Source organism: Flavobacterium sp. TSSA_36 (genome assembly GCF_051547165.1).
In the GTDB taxonomy this organism is placed as follows: Bacteria; Bacteroidota; Bacteroidia; order Flavobacteriales; family Flavobacteriaceae; genus Flavobacterium.
In genome coordinates this window covers 1-19048 of sequence record NZ_JBPTTP010000007.1, presented here as the reverse complement: position 1 = coordinate 19048, position 19048 = coordinate 1, and the positions used below count along the sequence as shown (strand labels likewise).

At 34.2% G+C, this 19048-nt stretch carries 19 protein-coding genes and 1 pseudogene; all 20 read right to left on the bottom strand.

Translation table 11 applies throughout. The features are described from left to right. Positions 1-22: 22 nt before the first annotated feature. The 20 genes and pseudogenes from ACSVH7_RS12890 to rfbA all read right to left on the bottom strand — a co-directional run bounded on the left by ACSVH7_RS12890 (position 23) and on the right by rfbA (position 17793). Positions 23-859 carry a glycosyltransferase family 2 protein gene (locus ACSVH7_RS12890; RefSeq protein ID WP_438067108.1) on the bottom strand — a complete coding sequence of 279 codons (837 nt, stop codon included), beginning with the start codon at positions 857-859 and terminating at the stop codon, positions 23-25. A gap of 7 nt (positions 860-866) precedes the next feature. Then, positions 867-1766, bottom strand: coding sequence for a hypothetical protein (locus ACSVH7_RS12885; protein WP_438067107.1), 900 nt, complete (start codon positions 1764-1766; stop codon positions 867-869). Further along, positions 1763-2548, bottom strand: a complete 786-nt coding sequence (locus ACSVH7_RS12880) for a hypothetical protein (RefSeq protein WP_438067106.1) — start codon at positions 2546-2548, stop codon at positions 1763-1765. The genes ACSVH7_RS12885 and ACSVH7_RS12880 overlap by 4 nt, the downstream gene beginning before the upstream one ends. 62 nt (positions 2549-2610) lie before the next feature. After that, positions 2611-3441 carry a glycosyltransferase family 2 protein gene (locus tag ACSVH7_RS12875; RefSeq protein WP_438067105.1) on the bottom strand — a complete coding sequence of 277 codons (831 nt, stop codon included), beginning with the start codon at positions 3439-3441 and terminating at the stop codon, positions 2611-2613. Further along, complete coding sequence (locus tag ACSVH7_RS12870) at positions 3434-4489, bottom strand: glycosyltransferase family 4 protein (protein WP_438067104.1); 1056 nt, start codon at positions 4487-4489, stop codon at positions 3434-3436. Before ACSVH7_RS12870 ends, ACSVH7_RS12875 begins: the two co-directional genes overlap by 8 nt. Next, positions 4473-5507 (bottom strand): glycosyltransferase family 2 protein, encoded by a 1035-nt coding sequence (locus tag ACSVH7_RS12865; RefSeq protein WP_438067103.1) that lies wholly within the window; start codon positions 5505-5507, stop codon positions 4473-4475. The genes ACSVH7_RS12870 and ACSVH7_RS12865 overlap by 17 nt, the downstream gene beginning before the upstream one ends. Then, complete coding sequence (locus ACSVH7_RS12860; RefSeq protein ID WP_438067102.1) at positions 5497-6150, bottom strand: CatB-related O-acetyltransferase; 654 nt, start codon at positions 6148-6150, stop codon at positions 5497-5499. Before ACSVH7_RS12860 ends, ACSVH7_RS12865 begins: the two co-directional genes overlap by 11 nt. Continuing rightward, complete coding sequence (locus ACSVH7_RS12855) at positions 6137-7435, bottom strand: ABC transporter ATP-binding protein (RefSeq protein ID WP_438067101.1); 1299 nt, start codon at positions 7433-7435, stop codon at positions 6137-6139. The genes ACSVH7_RS12860 and ACSVH7_RS12855 overlap by 14 nt, the downstream gene beginning before the upstream one ends. Positions 7436-7828: 393 nt before the next feature. Continuing rightward, a complete protein-coding gene (locus ACSVH7_RS12850) occupies positions 7829-8125 on the bottom strand; it encodes a PIN domain-containing protein (protein WP_438067100.1) in 297 nt (98 codons plus the stop codon). Next, positions 8125-8364, bottom strand: coding sequence for a hypothetical protein (locus tag ACSVH7_RS12845; RefSeq protein ID WP_438067099.1), 240 nt, complete (start codon positions 8362-8364; stop codon positions 8125-8127). The genes ACSVH7_RS12850 and ACSVH7_RS12845 overlap by 1 nt, the downstream gene beginning before the upstream one ends. 250 nt (positions 8365-8614) lie before the next feature. Further along, positions 8615-8914, bottom strand: a pseudogene (locus ACSVH7_RS12840) (hypothetical protein); the annotation flags it as partial. Positions 8915-9149: 235 nt separating this feature from the next. Continuing rightward, on the bottom strand, positions 9150-10361 hold the full coding sequence (locus ACSVH7_RS12835) for an ATP-binding protein (RefSeq protein WP_438067098.1): 1212 nt from the start codon (positions 10359-10361) through the stop codon (positions 9150-9152). 296 nt (positions 10362-10657) lie between these two features. Then, positions 10658-10861, bottom strand: coding sequence for a hypothetical protein (locus tag ACSVH7_RS12830; protein ID WP_438067219.1), 204 nt, complete (start codon positions 10859-10861; stop codon positions 10658-10660). Positions 10862-10974: 113 nt separating this feature from the next. Next, entirely contained in the window at positions 10975-11187 is a 213-nt protein-coding gene (locus ACSVH7_RS12825; protein WP_438067097.1) for a hypothetical protein, read from the bottom strand. Positions 11188-11300: 113 nt separating this feature from the next. Next, positions 11301-11753: a hypothetical protein gene (locus tag ACSVH7_RS12820; protein WP_438067096.1), complete on the bottom strand. Its 453-nt coding sequence runs from the start codon at positions 11751-11753 to the stop codon at positions 11301-11303. Beyond that, positions 11746-12042, bottom strand: coding sequence for a nucleotidyltransferase domain-containing protein (locus ACSVH7_RS12815; RefSeq protein WP_438067095.1), 297 nt, complete (start codon positions 12040-12042; stop codon positions 11746-11748). Before ACSVH7_RS12815 ends, ACSVH7_RS12820 begins: the two co-directional genes overlap by 8 nt. 522 nt (positions 12043-12564) lie before the next feature. Further along, complete coding sequence (locus tag ACSVH7_RS12810) at positions 12565-13434, bottom strand: ABC transporter permease (RefSeq protein WP_438067094.1); 870 nt, start codon at positions 13432-13434, stop codon at positions 12565-12567. Positions 13435-13673: 239 nt separating this feature from the next. Beyond that, a complete protein-coding gene (locus ACSVH7_RS12805) occupies positions 13674-15527 on the bottom strand; it encodes a polysaccharide biosynthesis protein (protein WP_438067213.1) in 1854 nt (617 codons plus the stop codon). Between the two features lie 924 nt (positions 15528-16451). Then, positions 16452-16895: a hypothetical protein gene (locus ACSVH7_RS12800; RefSeq protein ID WP_438067093.1), complete on the bottom strand. Its 444-nt coding sequence runs from the start codon at positions 16893-16895 to the stop codon at positions 16452-16454. A 25-nt stretch (positions 16896-16920) separates the two neighbouring features. Further along, positions 16921-17793 carry a glucose-1-phosphate thymidylyltransferase RfbA gene (rfbA, locus tag ACSVH7_RS12795; protein ID WP_438067092.1) on the bottom strand — a complete coding sequence of 291 codons (873 nt, stop codon included), beginning with the start codon at positions 17791-17793 and terminating at the stop codon, positions 16921-16923. Positions 17794-19048: the final 1255 nt, after the last annotated feature.

The window sequence follows — 19048 nt, the reverse complement described above, 5'->3', positions numbered from 1 at the left end:
TAGTAACTTAAGTTTCAATTAATCATTGTAATTTTAATACAATCCTATTCAAAATACCTAATTTATATTTAATTAATAAATCAGCAATTTTATTTTTTCTATAATATATAATTGGACTCCCCCATTTACCATGAAATTTTAAAAACCCAGATAAATTCCTTTCATTTTCAACCACCCATTTGTATTCACTTTCCAATAAATATTGCGGTAAATGATATTTTTTCAAAAAATCATTTTGCTCTGAAACTGAATTTAAATAACTATTTGATGACTTTTTTTCTAAATGTTTCACATAAGAATTAAAAACCATCGCATGTCTAATATCATACATCTTCAAAGTCATTGCATAATCATTATCAGCAAAGTAAAAATCGAATGTTTCATCCAAATAACCAATTCTCGAAAAAACTTCCCTTTTGGCTACTATACACCAACCCATAATGTGCGTCCTCACTTTGTATCCTATTTCAAATGGCCTTGAAAATGCAAAATCATCAATCTTGCCACTGGGTGAAAATGACTTTATAGAAGGATTCTCCACTTGTACTTTTAAAATTTCCGAAAACCAATTTTTATAAAAAATGAGATCATTATTACATAAGGCCACAAAATCACCTTTTGATGCTTTAATTCCAATATTCAAAAATTTATGAAAATTAAAATCTTCATCTGGAATAATTACATTAACAAAATCAGGATATTTAAAATCTGAACGAAAATATTCTTTATTGGACTCTATAACTAATATCTCCATATCGATATTTTGCTCAGAATCCAATAAAGAGTTAATGCAATTAGAGGTCATACTGAATAACTCTTTTGTAGTGGTCATTGCCAAAATTATCACAGATAAATTCATATTTACATTATAACTTTAGAAACTTATTATTTATCCCAAAATTCAATTTTCCTAAAATACGTTTTAGGAAGGCAGTAACTAATTTAAAAAAACCAACATTAACTAGTACTTGATCATTCTTTTTTCCATAATTTTTTATAAATTCATCAATTGTACTAGCTTTCATAAAATGCAATTCATTCCACAAATTAGAACGCATAGGGTGAAAGTTTTTAAAATTCTTATAATTTGAACTATTTAAACTTTTCCAAAATTCAAAGTAATTTTGTGTATCAAAATCATCCCTATGTCCCCAATTCTTTATCTTAAAAAGCATTTGCTCTTCAGATCTTGCCCATGATTGGTGAATTACTTTAGCTTTCATTAAATGATTACTAATACTATGATTAGTCCTTACCCCTTCGTAGGTATTACAATTTGTAATAAAAGAAAATCTCTCCTTGTTGTCAACATACAAAAAACCATCAGATAATTCTTTGTATAGAGTAATTAATTCGCCTTGAAATACTATTGGAGTAAACTTTGGAAAAACATTAAGATACCAATGACGTTTTAAGAACTTACGCACTTTTTTAAAATCATATAAATATTCATCGCAATCCAATTGAATCAACCACCCCTTTCCCATTTTTTTTAACAACAAGTTCCTTTCTCTAATGTCACATGCAATTGGGGATAATTCAGGAACGTAAAATTCATCAAAATAAAACTCAATTTTATTTTTATAATCATAATGTTTTAGTTCCTCAAAAAAACTTTCCTCTATCACAAATTCATTCCCACTCCATGTTTTAAAATTTTTATCAATTGCAAGATAGATGCCATCAACATGCTCATAAACTTGCTTAAGAGATGTTAAAAACATTTTGTAATCATAGGAAATTAAATAGCCTATTTTTATTTTCATTTTAACCTTTTTTGAGCAATGTAATTTGTGAATAAATAAAACTCATTTAAAATAGACCTTTTTGGAAAATTGGCATGAATATAACTAACAAATTTACTAGTTATTCTAAGTTTGTTATGGTTTCTCATATAGCTATCAACTCTTTTTTCAAATAATTCTCCTCCGTACCTAGGATATCTATTTGAATCAACGTGGGTCTCATTATAAATTTGTTTTTTAAAATCTGATGTTCTGATTAAAAAACATTGGTCTGAGAAACCGTATCCTACGTAAAACCCTTCAACCTCTTCAATAGATTCGTTTTCAGCTTCTTCATATTTGCCATTCCATGTAGGATTGGCAACTAATATATCGTTTCTTTTTTTTAAAATATCTAGAGCTTTATCAATCCAACTAATATCACTTTTTTGAATATATGAATCACTCGAAAAATGCAATAAATAATCAGTTTCACACAAATAAATACTCACCAATTCAGCAATGGAATAATAATACCCTCCTTTAAAAGAACTCTTATTAATATTAAAAAAAGTTAAAGCTTCATCAGCATATTCCTCTACTACATAATAAGCATCAATAACTCCTTCCTTAACTTTAGATTGGGCATACATTCTAACTTTTTCTATGTTCGAAACATTATTTATTAGCACAATTCGTTTATAAAAAGAATAATTGTTTCTCAAAATCATTTCTTTAAGGTAATTCCCTTTTAGAATATACTCCCAATCTTTTTCATAAACTTTAGTTTCGAACGTAACATTATAATTAACTGAATTATTCATCCTTAATTTTGATTAGAATTTATTGAAACCAATTGTTATTGAATAAAAACTTTATCAATAAATTATTTTGGCATAGAAATATCCTTAATATTAAAAAGTCTGATTCCTAGAAATTTCTTTGTAAATAAGTTAATTATTATTTTTTCACTTTGTAAATTGATAATCATATCTTTTCTATTAAAATTTAAAATATCATAATTTGAAAGTATAAAATCAATATGCTTTTTTGATACAAAATCTTTCGAAAACTTTACCTCTTCTTCATTTATTTTTCTAGCCATTGAAACTAATTTTACTCTATAATAAAACCCAACTTCATCTATGCGCTTCACTTCTCCTCCATTTTTTAAAATCGAAATCCAGAATTCCCAATCTTCCAATCCGTATATCATATTCACATCATAGCCGCCAACTCTTTCCCATTCCTCTTTTCTATAAAAAGCAGAACAAAAAATCATATTTTGCCTAGCCAAGTTAAGAAGCGAAAAATCAGGCAAATTCCAACTTCCTATTTCCTCTCCAAATTTTTCTGCTTTACAATACACCAATTTTAACCTTTCATCATCTTTAAAAGCTTGAATAGCCAACAAAATATAATCTTTTCCAATTCGATCATCAGCATCCAACGGAAGAATAAATTCCCCATTTGCAATAGTAATACCCGCATTCCTAGCACTACTCAATCCCCCATTTTCTTTAAACAAATAAATAAATCTAGAATCTTTTTTTACCCATTCTTGAGCGACCTCTTTTGTATTATCTGGACTACCATCGTTTACAATAATACATTCCCAGTTCTCATACGTTTGGTCCAATACTGATTGTAATGCCTCAGGTAAATACTGGGCTTGGTTGTAACAAGGAACAATAATGGAGACTTTGGGGTTATTCATAAAATAGTTGTTGATATTTGGAATTAAATACTCCTATTGAAAAATTCCTTTCGGCGTGATTTCGTGCATTTTTAGAGATATCAAAGTACAACTCTTCATTACTTTTAAGTTCGTTAATAATACCTAATGTATATTCTAAAAACACTTTTTCTTCAACTGGTGCTAAAAAACCATTTTCATAAGAAATCACATGTTCTGAAATACTCCCTACATCAGTTGCTATTACCGGAATTCCAAGTTCCATAGCTTCCATAATTACTAAAGGAAATCCTTCACGTCTAGAAGAAACAATTAAAAGAGAAATATCAGAAAACTGCTCTCTAATCTCTTCTTTATTATTACAATTTTCAAAGTATGTTACATTGGAAAATTCTATTTTAAATTTTTCAAAATCATCCCCAATGACTTTTGCTTTTACCCTATTTTTTTTTATTATTTCAAAAAATAATTCAGGACGTTTTTCAGATGAGTTTCTACCAACAAATCCAACTGTAAAATTATTCCAGCGGGAATTAATCAAACTACTATCAAAATCATATATCTCAATTCCATTGGGTATAATTGTAAATCTTTTTAATAAGTACTGATCTATATTATTTTCAGAATATAATTGTTTATAGTCCTCATAAGTTTTAGCGTTAATAACTATTCTTTTATCTAATAAATTCACAAAGGGTAATGAAGAAATTTCCATACCATAATCAGGAAATGAAAAGGCATGCGTTAAATCAATCGCTTTAATGTTTCTTTTTAATCTTGAAACAAAATTATAAAACGTACCACTATTACATCCAAAAAGAGTGACAGGAAACAAAAAAGTTAAAACTTGTAACAATCTAAATGCATACTTCCTTCTTTTTGCATTAGTTATCAAAAAACAATAGGCATTGTCGCTAAATTCCTTACTTACAGTATTTGTATTTGAAGAATCAAAAAACACAATAGGTTTATAATGTAATGCTTTAATAATATTCAAATGCACTCGCTCTGCTCCGCCTATATGGTGGTGTGGAATGAAGAAGATTATTATTTTAAGTTTTTTTAACATTCCAAAAAAGTATTGATTTTAAAAATATTTTCATCTGAGTCCTAAAGCTCATTTTATTCATTAACTTATGTTTACAAGCAATAAACTGAAAAAATATGTTCGGATTAAAATTATCTCTTTTAATAAAGTATGAATTAATTATTTTATATTCTGTTTGAATTAAATATTCCTCAAATCCATTAGGTTCAAAAAAATCACTTTTGTTTGCTAGCAATAAGTCTTTTTTAAGCTGATTAAAAAACATTATATCTTTATAGGAATATTTATTGTTTCTAAAAATTTTATTTAATAAGCTACTTAGTGATGATTTATCTTTGCCATTATGTATAAACTCTAAAAGTTCTAACTGAGTTTCTATTGAACTTTCAACTTGTAAATTAAACCGTTTTTGAGATACTTGAGAACTATGAACCCTGTAATACAATAAAACTTCCTGAATATTATACAAATTACCATAATTCAATAATTTTACCCATAAATTATAATCTTCAGCAGGCTCTTTATTTGTATCATAAGATATAGAATAAAAATCCAAAATAGATTTTCGAATCATTACAGAAGGATGTACAATACAATTCTGTGAGAGAAATTCCAATTTTATATAATCATTAAATTCAGGATATCTTATAACCCTATCTGAGTCGATAACTTTTGCAGCTGTACCACACAAAACAACTTCAGGATTTGCATCTAAAAAAGCTAATTGTTTTTCAAATCTTTCAGGTAAACTAATATCATCCCCATCCATTCGAGCTATATACTCGCCTTTAGCAACTTTTAATCCGTAATTCAGACTGTTGGTATATCCAGTATTAACAGGCTTTTCAATTAATTGAATTCTAGAGTCTTTGTATTCCTTGATAATACTAACTGTTTTATCAGTAGACGCATCATCAATAATCAAAAATTCAAAATCAGTAAATGTTTGATTTAAGATGCTATCTAACGCTTCTTTGATATATAACTCGCAGTTGTATACAGGCATAACGACTGAAATTTTTGGAGAATTAAATATCATTACTCATTTTTTTTTTAATTTCAAATAACAAATCTAAATTTTCAATAATTTTTTCAGATGTAAGGATATTATAATTCTCTCTAATTGCTTCACTAGACCATTCCCACCATTCTAGTTCTTGTAATTTAAAAATTACATCTTCCGAAAACCTTTTTGACTTAACCTTACCAGGCACGCCAACGGTAATCGAATAGGGCTCGACATCATTAAGAACTACCGAACCAGCCCCAATTACAGCTCCATTCCCTATTTTAACACCATTTTTAACAAAAACATTTGCTCCAATCCAAACATCATTTCCAATTTCTACTTTGGAATGCCCATCATATAGATCAATATCTGGACCTATATCAAAATCAGTTCTCTTAGTATAAAACACTGGTGATGTAGATAAAATGTTAGTTGGATGATTTCCATAGCCAACAACTACGTTTGGGCCAATTGAACAAAACTTACCAATTCTAGTATTATGAATAATTGAATTTCTAGCTATATATGAATAATCTCCTATTTGTGAATTGACAAATTCAACATTAGGAAAAAAAACCTTATTCTTATTCTGTGAATTTTTATTATGTACAATCTTTTTATTGACATAAACTTTAGATAAAATAATTCTTATTAACTTTCTAATTTTTTTCATTCCAATTACAATTAACAAAAACACTTCCGAAGTTCTTATCAAAAAACATATCCGAGCCTGTTTCTAATACTGATATTTGGCATATATCACTAATATAATCATACACAAACCCTCTTGTATTAAATAAAGCAACATCAAAAGAATATAGTCCGGGACAAATCGTTTTTTCAGGGATGACACAAGTTAAAATTAAAATATTTTTTTCTTCACTTTTATTTAATAGATTGTAATGACTCGTAAAAATTTTGTTCTTATTCCTATCTAACATAGCTATTCCAACTTTACAAGATTCAACATTATCACAAAATCCCTTGATAGAAATATGTATTTTATCATTTATACCAAATTGATTAGTTTCAATATTTTTATTTAAAATCTCTACGCTTGAGATATAATTTAAATCATTTTTAATACAAGTATAACTTTTAGAATCAGAATTAGAACTCACATAAGCATCAATAATTTTTGAAATTCCATCCTGCATAATAATTTTACCGTTTTCCATATAAATCCCTGTTTTACACAAACTGGCTATAGACCCCATATTATGACTCACAAACAAGACTGTTCTTCCTTCCCCTTTCGAGATATCCTGCATCTTCCCAATCGCTTTCTTTTGGAATTCGGCATCGCCTACCGCCAAAACTTCATCGATCACCAATATCTCAGGTTCTAGGAAGGCGGCCACGGCAAAGGCCAAACGCACGGTCATTCCGCTGCTGTATCTTTTTACAGGAGTGTCTATATAACGCTCACAACCCGAGAACGCAATGATTTCGTCGAGCTTATCGGTGATTTCTTTTTTGGTCATCCCTAGAATCGCACCGTTTAAAAATACATTCTCGCGTCCGGTTAATTCTCCATTAAATCCGGTGCCCACTTCGAGTAAGGAGGCAATACGCCCTTTCGACTTAATACTCCCCGTGGTAGGTGCGGTTACTTTGGATAAAATCTTCAGCAAAGTGGACTTACCAGCGCCATTCTTTCCAATAATCCCCAACACCTCGCCTCGTTGTACCTCAAAATTGATGTCTTGCAAGGCCCAAACATAATCGCTATTCCCTTTCGTACTGCGATCATTCGTGTCGCCTATTTTCAGATACGGATCTTCTTTTCCTCTAATTCTATGCCACCAACGGTTCAAGTCGTGACTGAGCGTGCCGGTTCCAACAGTACCCAGTCGGTATTGTTTGGAGATGTTTTCGGCTTTTAGGATGATATCACCCCCCCCTGCCCTCGAGGAAGAAGTTGAAGGGACATTATTTATAGGACTTTGTTCTTGCATTATTGAGGTCTAGTATTTGGGGTATTTTGTGTCGTTTTAGGATTGTATTTTGTGACAAGCAACGACTAGTTCCATTTTGGAGAATAAATGAGTTTTGGAATGTTTTTCATTAACTTTCATGCGCTCTATGCTTTGCGTCTCTGCGACTTTGCGTGAAATTTGACTCGCAAAGGCGCAGCGTCGCAAAGGAAATTTTTCAATATTAAATCTCTTGGTAGGCCTTACGGATAGTCATATTTTATTTTGGATTAAAAGTGTAAACGATACCATTTCAAAGAGGTTGCATTTATAATCGAGTAAACCAATTCTCCATTTTGATACCATTCAAGTTTTGAAAATCGGAGGTGTTATCAGTTACTAAAATCAATTTATTTTCAATAGCCGTAACCCCAATTAGTAAATCAAATTATCGTGCATTGGTTTTCCCAAACGACGAAGGCGTACTTTTTCTTTAGCATATTTTTTTATGGAACCAACAATTGGAATTATGGATAATCCATTTACAAATAAGTCAACCGCTTTATGAGATTTAGTTGGGTTCTCACTGTTTTCAGCACCATAGCGAAGTTCAAAAAGGGTGATTTTGGAGATAAAACAGTTTTCCGTCCCCTTTTCTCTAATTATTTTGTCTAATTCAAGTTTCCCTCTCAAAAAGAAAACACAAATTGAGGTGTCCAGTAAATACTGCATCAGAATTTAATTGCTGTACTTCTAAATTTTCTACTCGATTTTATAGCTGCAGTAATTTCCTCAGCGGATTTTTCTGAAGCAAATGCCCCAAAAGATTTAAAAAAAGAACTTTCGGTTGCTTTTTTATTTTTTTTAAGCGATTTACTTAACCTTTCTATCAACTCAATTTTACTCAAAGAAGGTAATCCTTCGAATAATATGGAATAGGCTTCCACTATATTTCTATCAGTATAACTCATCTTGCTTTTATTTATACAAAGTTACAATTAAATTTTCAAACCATTTAGATGCTAAATCACACCCAGGGCGTTCGCTTTTAAAAGTTTCGCCACGAATTACACGAACAAACACTAATTATGACTATTTATATTTCACGAATTTTTAAAAACAAATTGAATTAGTGTAATTCAAATTTAAGTTCGGTAAAAAATTAGTGACAATTGGTGTAATTCGTGGCTAGCTTTTTTAAATGCGAACGCCCTGAATCACACCATTCTTTCCAATGATGCCCAACACTTCGCCGCGTTGCACCTCAAAATTGATGTCTTGCAAGGCCCAAACATAATCGCTATTCCCTTTCGTACTGCGATCATTCGTGTCGCCTATTTTTAAATACGGATCTTCTTTGCCTCGTATTTTGTGCCACCAACGGTTCAAGTCGTGACTGAGTGTACCCGTCCCAACGGTACCCAAGCGGTATTGTTTGGAAATATTTTCGGCTTTTAGGATAGTCCCCCCAGCCCCCAAAGGGGGAGTTGAAAGTATGTTGTTATTGTTTGGTTTATCCATTCTTTGGGGTCGATTTCATAGGTAAAGGCTTGCTACTTTATTACTATTTAAGTGCAAAGTCGCAAAGTTATTTAATTTTTCTTCTTAAATAAACTGAAAGGTCTAATAGGTAAAAAAAAAAAAAAAGGGAAGTGGTAAGTTGTTTAAAAGTTGTAAGGTTTACACGTTTAATGGTAGCAATTGCCGTTTAAATTGTTCGTGTCATTGCAATCAAAATCGTATTTCTATTAGTGCATCATCTACTTAATAACCAATCAATAGCGTTGATCTGTTTCACTCCATTGTGACTCCCTTTTTCATAATCCATCGTAATGAGCCATCTTTCGTTATAATCGGGAATTTTGGCAAAGGGTGCTAGTTCTCTATCCAATGTCTTTTGCTCTTTTACTGTCCATGCTACCTGAAAGTATTTGGTAAAACCATCCTTGCCTCTTGCCACAAAATCGACTTCAAGATGATCTGCTTTGCCCACCCAAACTTGTTCATCCCGTCGTTTCAATTCCAGAAAAATCACATTTTCGAGTAAATGTCCTGCGTCTGACGAAAGTTCTTTACCTAACAAAGAAGAACGCAACCCCAAATCAACAAGATAATACTTCTCTAAGGTGACTAAATGTTGTTTCCCTCTAATATCATATCGATTTACTTTATAAAAAAGATAGGATTCTACTAGGGTATCAATGTATTTTGAAACCGTTTTATTATCAATTTTTTTACCATTTGCCGTAAGAACTTTGGCGATATTTCCTGCAGAAACTGGAGAGCCTATACTGTCTATTAAAAAATGAACCACTTCTCTATAGGAGGTTTCATAATAGATGGTATGTCGTTTCTGTATGTCGTTTTGATAGATATTTTGGAAAACAGTAGTGAGGTATTCATAGGTAAAACTTTCGCTTTCCTGCGCCAGTCCCACAGCTTCAGGGAATCCACCGGTTCGCATAAAATCAGCAAAAGCACGATCGGGATTTACTGATCTACCTATATATTTCAAATATTCAACAAATGAAAATGGCAAAACATTGATTTCAAAAGCTCGACCTGTTAGTAAAGTGGCTAATTCACTCGACAAAAGATAGGCATTGGAACCTGTAACATATAAATCTACATCAGGATGTACAAACAAACCTTCGAGTAGTTTTTCAAATTCGGGTATATTTTGTATTTCGTCAATAAAAACATAGTTCTTCACCCCTTTTTTAAGCAAATTTTGAATATAATCGTATATCGCTGTCCAACTTTTCTCAGCAAGAAAACGAAATTCAGGAAAATCTAAGTTGATAGAAACAATGGATACTTGTGGGTTTTGTTTTCGCAACACGTCTTGAAATTGCAACAATAGTGTCGATTTGCCACAACGCCTTACACCCGTGATTACTTTTATCAAATCTCGGTCTTTCAATACCGAAAGTTTGCCAATCTCCCTCTCTCTTAGAATCTTTTGCATACCAATGCTATTTATTAAGTGCTACAACAAAGCTAACTAAAATTCCTAAAACTTGCTAATTTCACCTTTTTTTAGGAATTTTAATCTCCCAATGTCCTTTTATCCTAGTCCAATTCTATTGTCATCAAAGCAGCGCGACAATTCGTTTTCCGTATTCAGCTCGTTGCTACCCAAAATTTCAAAATTAATGCGATTTCCTATTTTCCAATACTTTTAATTAATGTATAATTTTCTACAGGTAAGTCTATTGTTTTTATTTCAAGGAATACATCCAAAAATTCATCAACTATAACAACTTATCCAAAATCACTTGGCGCTATTTCAAAATTGATGTCTTGCAAGGCCCACTCATAATCGCTATTCCCTTTCGTACTGCGATCATTTGTGTCACCAATCTTCAAATACGGATCTTCTTTGCCTCTTATTCTATGCCACCAACGAAGCATAAGATACTGAAAATCATTTATTTTTTTCTCACTTGCTTCAAAATCAAAAATCAAAAATCAAGAATCGTTAATCTACAATCTAAAATCTCTTAACTTAACTACAGTGCCCTCGAGGAAGAAGTTGAAGGGACATTATTTATAGGACTTTGTTCTTGCATTATTGATGTCTAGGATTTGCGGTATTGTGTATCGTTTTGGGGTTTTATTTTGTGACTATCCGCAACTAGTTCCATTTTGGAGAATAAATGAATTGTGGAATGTTTTTCATTAACTTTCATGCGCTCTATGCTTTGCGTCTCTGCGACTTTGCGTGAAATTTGACTCACAAAGGCGAAATATCGCAAAGGAAATTTTTCAATATTCAATCTCTTGGTAGACATTACGAATAGTTTTATTTTTATTGGGTAGCAAAAGTGTAACCGATACCATTTCAAAAAGATTGCATTTATAATCGAGTAACCTTAAGCGCTAAGATTAGAAGTTTGGCAAAAGCCTAACTCAGCAAACCTTCTTTTTTCAAATAATTCGTAAAATCAGCCACTGTTTTTTGGAACATAGGCGTCAATTGCACTGCTTCTTCGTACAATTCTTGAAAGACAACAGCCGAATATTCGTGTACCGCTTGATTTCTAAAACTTTTTAGCTCCATTAATGTATCAGCACTTTCTATAACACCAATTTTTTCAAGCAAATTTAGTCGGTCAATAAACAGCAAATTATCTTCTCCTTTCAACTTAAAGTATCCTTTTACTAGTTGCTGGAAGAAAACATCCGAATTCCTAGTTAATTTTATAATCAAGGCATCGTAGGCTTCTGTTTCATCAAAAGCATACTTTTCTTTTATACCTATGGCCTGACAATGCTCAAAAGACTTCGCTAGTCCTTCCATTGCAGTGCTAAAAGATTTAAACGATGCAGCAAACGCCATTAAAAATAACTCATTCATTATTTAATAATTTTGCATAACTTAATACATGTTTTTTAAAGGCGCTATCATCATTTTTTGTAAAACTAACCACATCCATTTTTTGTTGACCGAATTTAGAAAAAAACAATTGCTTCATTTTAAATACCTCCGAATGATGTAGCTTTTTATCTGACAATACAAAGATATCAATATCTCCGCCTTTCTTTAAATCATCTACTCTAGATCCAAACAGAAATACTTGACTTGAAGGTATTCTTTCAGTCCAATACTCATAGATGAATTTTTTTTGTGCAGTTGTGATTCTCATGATTTTAATTTATTTTTCAACACTATAGCAAAATTACACTATTTTTTCTCTTGAAAGTGATGGCCCAATGTCATTAAGTTAAGGATTAAATGATAAAATGATTGCTGATTTTTGATTAACGATTTTTGATTGATGTTTAAGATGCTGAAAATCATATAATTTTTACTCACTTGCTCCAAATCTAAAATCAAGAATCGTTAACCTTCAATCTAAAATCTCTTAACTTAATGACATTGAGTGATGGCCCTCTGTAATTAGTAATTGTGATTTTGGATTTTGATTTTGGATGTTCATCAACCCTTTTCACCTCTGCGCCTTTACGAGACACCCCATTCCCAATACCATTTGACTGACCACTTAAACCTGACCCACTGAACACTTTTTTGCGGCCAACTTATATGCCCTTCAATACCTTACATGGTTCAATAACGCCCCCGCTGCATAAAAAACTAACTTGACTTATAGGTTTAAATTTCCTCTTTGCGACTTAGAGTCTTCGCGGTTAAAAACGACACCATCTACCTACACCGTATCAATAAAACTCTTCTCCGTTCTATTAAAAACAAGAAGTCCTGCAAAGAAAACGAAAATAGTAAACACAAAAGTATAAAGAAGGCCTTGTACTGAAATCGAGCCTACGTTCAGCAACATATAACGCGACGTTTCGATGATATAGGCCAAAGGATTATAATGAACGAGCCATCCGTACTTGAGCAGTTTGTCTTCAATCAAAGCCAGGGGATACATCACGGCAGACAGATACATCAACAATTGCACGCCAAAGCCAATCAGATGGGTAAAATCACGGTATTTCGTAACCAAAGAAGAAATCAGCATGCCTAACCCTAACCCCAAAAGTCCCATAATAGCAATAAGTAACGGAAGAAAAACAACCGACCAATGCAGGCCAACAGCGGCACCTTGAAAATAATAAAACGCATAAAAGGCAAAGAAAATGCCAAACTGTATGCCCAGTTTCAATAAATTCGAAATCACGATAGACAAGGGCGTGATGATTCTCGGAAAATACACTTTCCCAAATATATTGGCATTCGCCCGAAACGTATCCGAAGTGCCCGTTAGACAAGCGGTAAAGTAATTCCACACCGTAATCCCTGCCATATTAAACAAAAAAGGCGGTACGGTGCCCGTTTGAATGCCGGCAACCGAATTAAAAATAATTGTAAACGTAATTGAGGTAAAAAGAGGCTGAATCAAATACCAAAGCGGCCCCAACACCGTTTGTTTGTAGACCGTCACGATATCGCGTTGCACGAAAAGCAACAACAAATCACGGTACTGCCAAACCTCCTTGAGGTGTAGCGAAAAAAAACCATTCTTGGGTGTGATTTCAAACAACCAATCGTCGTTTGGAGTAGGTGTGGTATTCATTTTCGGAAATTGTAGCTTTAAAAAAAATCACAAGCAACGGATTTTCTTTGCTGTGCAAATATAACCATAATTTTTAAAAAAGACCTACTTACAGAAGACTGAAGGCGGACTGTAGACGGACAAATCGAGAATAGAGAATAGAGAATAGACAGATAGAGAATAGACAGATAGAGGATAGAGAATAGATAACCGATAACTGCCAACTTTTAACTGCCAACTGATAACATCGAACCGATAACCTACTTCACATCCAAAAACTGATAAATCGAATTCATACTTTTAAATTCAGGCACAATCTTTTTCATTTTGCCCACTATATCTTCACTGCTAAAAAAAGCTGCCATTCCGATAAGCTCCTCAATATCAAGGTGTAGATTTTCAAACTCGTCTTGAATTTCCTCAGCAATCATGATTTTCTCATGGTGGGTGGGAACCGTTTTTGAAGTGTCATTGAGCAATTCTTCATATAATTTTTCACCTGGACGAAGGCCTACGATTTTGATTGGAATATCTTTATCAGGTACAAAACCCGCTAGTTTAATCATTTTGCGAGCCAAATCAATAATTTTCACTGGTTTTCCCATATCAAAAATATAGATTTCGCCCCCTTTACCCATGGAACCTGCTTCTAGTACCAACTGACAGGCCTCGGGAATGGTCATGAAATAACGAATAATATCTTGATGCGTAATCGTCACCGGTCCACCTGCTGCAATCTGCTTAGAAAACAAGGGCACTACCGAACCGTTAGACCCTAAAACATTACCGAAACGAGTAGTGATAAACTTGGTCCCCTTTCCTTGATGATGTTGTTGACTGCGCAATTGCAACGACTGCACATATTTTTCGGCAATGCGCTTACTCGCACCCATGACATTACTCGGATTCACCGCTTTGTCAGTGGACACCATCACAAACTTTTTCACTTGAAATTCACAAGCCAAGTCTGCCAGATTTTTAGTACCCTCGATATTCGTTTGTATGGCTTGCGCAGGATTTTCTTCCATTAACGGCACATGCTTATAAGCCGCGGCATGATAAATTACTTGCGGTTGGTACTGTTGAAAAAGTTTCTTCATGACCTCCTTATTCCGCACATCCGAAATTTTGATGAACAATTGGGTATCGGTAACCACCGCATCCAATTCTAAAGTCAATTGATGCAGCGGGGTTTCCGCTTGGTCTACCAACACAATGGCTTTGGGCTTGAATCGGATCACTTGTCGCACAATCTCGCTACCAATAGAACCCGCAGCACCCGTAATCAAAATAGTCTTGTCCTTCAACTCTTTAGAAATGGATTTCGTATCCAAAATAATGGGATTGCGCTCCAATAAATCCTCAATCTGTATGTTTTTTACCTTATCTGAAATCTCTTTTTGATTTTCCCAATTCGTGATCAAAGGAACAGTAAACACCTTATAATTAAACTCCAAACACTTGTCTACAATAACCAATTGTTCGTCTTTAGTCAAACTCTTATCTGCGATAATAATGGCTTCTGCGCCAACAGATCGCATCAAAGTAGGTAATTTTTTCTTTTGAATCAAAATGGGTAAATCCAACATCCGTTTGTTGGAATTCTGATTGTTCTTATCTACAAAACCAACAATTTTAAAGCGAGTGGGCGTCTCAAATTTCAAGGCATTCGCTACAGAAATCGCATTGGCATCCGTCCCATAAATAATGGTCCGAATCAATTGATTACTTCCTTTTTCAGAAAAATACAACTCAAAAGTTTGCTTCACAATCACACGATAGAGGAACAACCCACAAAAAGACAAAACGATATTGATAAACAAAGCCGTATTCAAAATGGCTTTTTCGCCAGTAAAAATCTCAAAGAAAAAATTACCCAAGATCAGCACAGCCATCACCGCCATTTGAGCAAAAAGCAACTTCACCGCATCAATATAAGACGAATGCCTTATGATGCCGGAGTACGTACGAAACAACCAAAAGAAAAAGATATTCACCAACATTAAAATGGTGATATACACAAAATAATGTGGGGTCACTACATAATCCAAACCGGTACCTTTAAAAATCAACACCGTAAAGAAAAAAGCAACATTTAAAACCATAGTATCCATCAATACTATAATCCAACGTGGCAAATACTTCAAATTATGAAGACTAAATTTCAAATTAGCTCTTGAAAAAAAACTATGGATTAACGGACTCAAAATAGTAATAGTAATTAATTATTAGAAGGTAAAAATAAGAATTATTCGGAAAGCAAGGACTATAAAAATGTTAATAAATCCCCGCCCCCCACATTAAATCCCCCAAACACCAGAAATCCCTTCCTAAAAAACTCATTCACAAGCCTTCCCAATACCCAAGCCCAATGTCATTAAGTCAAGTTAAGACATAAAATGATAAAACAAGGGTTGATTTTTGACCAACGTTTTTTGATTACACCCATACAATTCGACAAAACACTCCCCCACAATTCGATCCTTTGCGCCTTCCTCCCCCTCTTTTCAAAAAATCCGCAACCCGAGCAATCGAACAGACGTAGTAATCTCCACCTAAATTTGAACCACAAAGCAACACAAAGAAGCCACTAAGCCCCACAAAGATTGATAAAAAACTCACCATTAGAATTTTGGAATTTGGAATTTGAATTTTGAATTTTGGATTTTGGATTTTGAATTTTGAATTTTGAATTTTGAATTTTGGAATTTTGAATTTTGGAATTTAGATTTTAAATTTTCTCATTCTCTCATTTTCTCATTCTCTCATTTTCTCATTTTCTCATTCTCTCATTTTCTCATTCTCTCATTTTCTCATTCTCTCATTTTCTCATTCTCTCATTTTCTCATTTTCTCATTCTCCCATTTTCACATCCCTTCCCCAAAACAAAACCCTTCCAGAGTCCAAAACTCAGAAAGGGTTCAAAAATAATTCGAGCATTCGTGGCCATAAAAAAATCCGCGCTCATCCGTTTCATCCGTCTCCATCCGCGTCCCATTACACCCTCTTTTCAAAAAATCTGCGACCCTGCGGCTAAATTAACCACAAAGCAACACAAAGAAGCCAATAAGCCCCACAAAGATTGATGAAGAACTTACCCTTAGGATTTTGGCTTTTGGCTGTTGTTGGATTTTGAATTTTGGATTTTGAATTTTGAATTTTGGAATTTGAATTTTGGATTTTGACTTTTGACTTTTGCCTTTTGACTTTTGCCTTTTGACTTTTGCCTTTTGACTTTTGCCTTTTGCCTTTTGACTTTTGCCTTTTGACTTTTGACTTTTGCCTTTTGCCTTTTGACTTTTGACTTTTGCCTTTTGCCTTTTGCCTTTTGCCTTTTGACTTTTGCCTTTTGACTTTTGACTTTTGCCTTTTGCCTTTTGCCTTTTGCCTTTTGACTTTTGCCTTTTGACTATTGACTTTTGACTTTTGACTTTTGCCTTTTGACTATTCCCTTTCAAAACAATTCGTGCCTTCGTGGCCATCCTCATCCACCCTCTTTTCAAAAAACTACACCCCTTTCTGTTGCAACAACCCCAACAAATAATCCCCGTAACCCGATTTACGCAAAGGCTCAGCTATGGCTTGCAATTGCTCATTCGTAATAAACCCTTGACGCCAAGCGATTTCTTCAATACAGCCCACTTTCAACCCTTGTCTTTCCTCAATAACCTGCACAAATTGTCCGGCTTGCATCAAACTGTTGAAGGTCCCTGTATCCAACCAGGCAGTCCCTCGGCTTAAAATACCCACTTTCAACTTCCCTTGTTCCAAATATACTTTGTTCACATCGGTAATTTCGTATTCCCCTCTGGCGCTGGGTTGAATGTTTTTCGCAATTTCCACTACCGAATTATCGTAAAAATACAGACCAGGAACGGCATAATTCGATTTGGGCTCCAAAGGTTTTTCTTCGATTGAAAGGGCTTTTAGGTCTTTATCAAATTCAACCACCCCATAGCGTTCCGGATCCGAAACATGATAAGCAAAAACCACCCCTCCATCAGGATTTGTATTAGATTGCAACAACTCATGCATGTGCGCCCCAAAGAAGATATTATCCCCTAGTACCAAGGCTACCGAATCCGAACCGATAAAATCTGCACCGATAACAAAGGCCTGCGCCAAACCATTAGGAATCGCTTGTTCCGCATAACTGAACTGGCAACCAATGGCCGATCCGTCCCCTAATAGCTTCTTAAAATTAGGCAAATCGTGAGGTGTAGAAATAATCAAAATCTCATGTATCCCCGCCATCATCAAAGTGGACAAAGGATAATAAATCATTGGTTTATCATAAACCGGCATCATCTGCTTGCTCATTGCAAGCGTCAACGGATGCAAACGCGTACCGGATCCCCCGGCTAGTATTATTCCTTTCATTTCTATTTTAGTATTAAGTACTTTGAATTATGAATTATGAATTAAGTATTGAGAATTAAGTATTAAGAATTAAGACAAACTGACAACCGATGACTGACCACTAAAACCTGGCCACTGACCACTTTTCATCTCCAACTTATATGCCCTCCAATGCCTTACATGGTTCAACAACAACTGCTATTAAAAAAACTAACATGATTTACATGTTTTAATTTCCTCTTTGCGCCCTTGCGTCTTCGCGGTTCCCCTTTTTGGAATTTGGAATTTTAAAAATTGGAATTCCCTTTTTCGCGCCCATCCCTACAATCATCTTTGCGCACTTTGCGTAACCCTTTGCGCCCCTTGCGGTTATACTCCCCACCATATTTTCAAATTAATTCGAGCATTCATGGCTGTTGGCTATTGCCTTCTGGAATTTGGAATTTGGGTATTGAGTATTGGGTATTGGCTTTTCACCATTTTGCGTCTTCTCAGTAAAACTATGTGAACAGTGAAACGGCTATGCCTTCTTTACCACACTATGCATCTATGATACTTCTATGTGGTTAAAAAAAATAAGTCATCCCTCACACAACACTTTGCGCCCCTTGCTGTTAAAACACCCTCTTTTCAAAATAATTCGTACATTCGTGGCTATAAAAATTTGCGAATTTGCGGCCATCACTCCCCACCCTCTTTTCAAAATAATTCGAGCATTCGTGGCTTTCCCTCACAATCTTTTCAAAAAATCTGCGAATCTGAGGCCATCCCTCCCCACCCTCTTTTCAAAATAATTCGAGTATTCGTGGCTGTTGGCTATTGCCATTTGCCTTCTGGGTTTTCACCATTTTGCGTCTTCTCAGTAAAACTATGTGAACAGTGAAACGGCTATGCCTTCTTTACCACACTATGCATCTATGATACTGCTATGTGGTTAAAAAAAATAAGTCCTCCCTCACACAACACTTTGCGCCCCTTGCGGTTAAAACACCCTCTTTTCAAAACAATTCGTGCCTTCGTGGCTTCCCCCACACAACACTTTGCGCCTCTGCGCCTTTGCGAGACCCTTTCACTGCGCAACTTTACTGACCACTAAAAACTGACCACTGACCACTCAACTTATATGCCCTTCAATGCCTTACATGGTTCAACAACAACTGCTATTATAAAAACTTTAATGACTTAAATGTTTTAATTTCCTTTTTACTGTCATCTCGAGCAGTTTATACTGAGCGAAGTCGAAGTAAAGTCGAGAGGCCCTGCGCCTTTGCGAGAC

Excerpts from the sequence above, each read along its gene's own strand:
- ACSVH7_RS12815 (WP_438067095.1), bottom strand. The coding sequence starts at position 12,042 with ATGAGAATCACAACTGCACAAAAAAAATTCATCTATGAGTATTGGACT.
- ACSVH7_RS12850 (WP_438067100.1), bottom strand. The coding sequence starts at position 8,125 with ATGCAGTATTTACTGGACACCTCAATTTGTGTTTTCTTTTTGAGAGGG.
- ACSVH7_RS12820 (WP_438067096.1), bottom strand. The coding sequence starts at position 11,753 with ATGAATGAGTTATTTTTAATGGCGTTTGCTGCATCGTTTAAATCTTTT.
- ACSVH7_RS12835 (WP_438067098.1), bottom strand. The coding sequence starts at position 10,361 with ATGCAAAAGATTCTAAGAGAGAGGGAGATTGGCAAACTTTCGGTATTG.
- ACSVH7_RS12805 (WP_438067213.1), bottom strand. The coding sequence starts at position 15,527 with ATGGATACTATGGTTTTAAATGTTGCTTTTTTCTTTACGGTGTTGATT.
- ACSVH7_RS12845 (WP_438067099.1), bottom strand. The coding sequence starts at position 8,364 with ATGAGTTATACTGATAGAAATATAGTGGAAGCCTATTCCATATTATTC.
- rfbA (WP_438067092.1), bottom strand. The coding sequence starts at position 17,793 with ATGAAAGGAATAATACTAGCCGGGGGATCCGGTACGCGTTTGCATCCG.
- ACSVH7_RS12890 (WP_438067108.1), bottom strand. The coding sequence starts at position 859 with ATGAATTTATCTGTGATAATTTTGGCAATGACCACTACAAAAGAGTTA.
- ACSVH7_RS12800 (WP_438067093.1), bottom strand. The coding sequence starts at position 16,895 with ATGGCCACGAAGGCACGAATTGTTTTGAAAGGGAATAGTCAAAAGGCA.
- ACSVH7_RS12865 (WP_438067103.1), bottom strand. The coding sequence starts at position 5,507 with ATGATATTTAATTCTCCAAAAATTTCAGTCGTTATGCCTGTATACAAC.
- ACSVH7_RS12880 (WP_438067106.1), bottom strand. The coding sequence starts at position 2,548 with ATGAATAATTCAGTTAATTATAATGTTACGTTCGAAACTAAAGTTTAT.
- ACSVH7_RS12875 (WP_438067105.1), bottom strand. The coding sequence starts at position 3,441 with ATGAATAACCCCAAAGTCTCCATTATTGTTCCTTGTTACAACCAAGCC.
- ACSVH7_RS12885 (WP_438067107.1), bottom strand. The coding sequence starts at position 1,766 with ATGAAAATAAAAATAGGCTATTTAATTTCCTATGATTACAAAATGTTT.
- ACSVH7_RS12825 (WP_438067097.1), bottom strand. The coding sequence starts at position 11,187 with ATGTCTACCAAGAGATTGAATATTGAAAAATTTCCTTTGCGATATTTC.
- ACSVH7_RS12870 (WP_438067104.1), bottom strand. The coding sequence starts at position 4,489 with ATGTTAAAAAAACTTAAAATAATAATCTTCTTCATTCCACACCACCAT.
- ACSVH7_RS12860 (WP_438067102.1), bottom strand. The coding sequence starts at position 6,150 with ATGAAAAAAATTAGAAAGTTAATAAGAATTATTTTATCTAAAGTTTAT.
- ACSVH7_RS12855 (WP_438067101.1), bottom strand. The coding sequence starts at position 7,435 with ATGCAAGAACAAAGTCCTATAAATAATGTCCCTTCAACTTCTTCCTCG.
- ACSVH7_RS12810 (WP_438067094.1), bottom strand. The coding sequence starts at position 13,434 with ATGAATACCACACCTACTCCAAACGACGATTGGTTGTTTGAAATCACA.